This is a genomic window from Rhodopseudomonas sp. B29 (assembly GCF_000333455.1).
Classification (GTDB): domain Bacteria; phylum Pseudomonadota; class Alphaproteobacteria; order Rhizobiales; family Xanthobacteraceae; genus Rhodopseudomonas.
Genome location: NZ_BADD01000511.1, coordinates 1 through 1,394, shown reverse-complemented (window position 1 = coordinate 1,394; position 1,394 = coordinate 1). Strand labels below are relative to the sequence as shown.

Genomic DNA, 1,394 nt, shown 5'->3' with positions numbered 1-1,394 from the left:
CAGCGCACCGCGCGGCAGCTTGAGCCGGCTGCGGCCGAGGGCGATCGAGCCGGAGGAGACGATCATCACGTCGCGGCCGCCGCGATGCAGTTCGGCGATATCGGCGGCGAGCGCGGCGAGCCAGCCCGCCCGGACCTCGCCGGCGTCCGAATCGATCAGCAGCGAGGAGCCGACCTTGACGACGATGCGGCGGAAATCGTGGAGCTTGGGGGAGGACATGGCAGACGCTTGATGGGGTGACGCGGCGGGCCGCAGATGCGGCTCGTTGTGCAGCAGCCGCGGGAGAGGCGCAAGCGAGCCGGCGGAGGGATAGATGGCTCGACCAGGCGTTTGCTCTGTCCGGTGGCGGCCATTCCCATAGCTTGCGGCTTTCGGATAGTCTCTGGCCCCAATAAGCCAGAGTGAGGGGAGGACTTGGGATGGATCGACGCGGCTTCTTGGGTGGATGTCTGGTGCTGCCGGTTGCGCTCGCGGCCGGGCGGGCACGGGCCGAATCCGGGCCGCTGATCAAGATCATCTTCCCGTTCGCGGCCGGCGGCGGCGGCGACACGCTGTGCCGGGCGATCGCGCAGGAGATCGCCCCCACCCTCGATCGCACCGTGATCGTCGAAAACCGCACCGGCGCCGATGGCCTGCTCGGCATCCGTGCCGTCAAGGGCGCCAGCCCTGACGGCAGCACCGTTCTGGTGACGACCGGGCCGACCATGTACCTGCTGCCGATGGTGGAGACGACGCCGAGCTTCGATACGGCGAAGGACTTCGTCCCGGTGTCGCTGCTGGCGCGGTTCGAATTCGCCGTTGTGGTCGGCAAGGGCATCGACGCAAAGGATTGGTCGAGCTTCGTGGCCGAGATCAAGGCCAATCCCGACAAGGCGGTGTTCGGCGTTCCGAGCAACGGCACCATCCCGCATTTCACCGGCTCGAAGCTCGAGAAGGTGCTGGGCATCAAGATGACCCGCGTGGCCTATCGGGGCAGCGCGCCGATCATCACCGATCTGATCGGCGGCCACATTCCGTTCGGCATCGTGACGCTGTCGGACGCGATCCCGCAGCATCAGGCCGGCGGCGTCCGCATCCTGGCGGTGTCGAGCGCCGAGCGTTCGCCGTTCCTGCCCGATGTGCCGACGCTCAAGCAATGCGGCATCGATCTCGTCGCCGACGGCTGGTACGGCATGTGGCTGCCGGCAGGAGCTTCGCCCGACTTCGCCCGCCAGCTCAGCGACGCCGTCGCCAAGGCGATGGCCAAGCCGGACGTCAAGGAGCGGCTGATGAAGATCGGCCTGATCCCGGTCGGCTCGACGCCTGAAGGGCTGACCAAGGAGCTCGCCGACGACGTCGCGCTGTGGGGGTCGATCGTGAAAGAGACGGGCTACAAGATCACGAACTGATCGTAC

1 protein-coding gene and 1 pseudogene are annotated in these 1,394 nt (G+C 67.4%); one reads left to right on the top strand and one right to left on the bottom strand.

All coding sequences use genetic code 11. From position 1 onward, the window contains the following. Positions 1 to 219 (bottom strand): annotated as a pseudogene (locus I5M_RS18135) (glutamate 5-kinase); the annotation flags it as partial. Between the two features lie 200 nt (positions 220 to 419). On the opposite strand from I5M_RS18135, the gene I5M_RS18130 reads away from it, so the two are divergent. Then, complete coding sequence (locus I5M_RS18130; RefSeq protein ID WP_022722695.1) at positions 420 to 1,388, top strand: Bug family tripartite tricarboxylate transporter substrate binding protein; 969 nt, start codon at positions 420 to 422, stop codon at positions 1,386 to 1,388. Positions 1,389 to 1,394 lie beyond the last annotated feature (6 nt).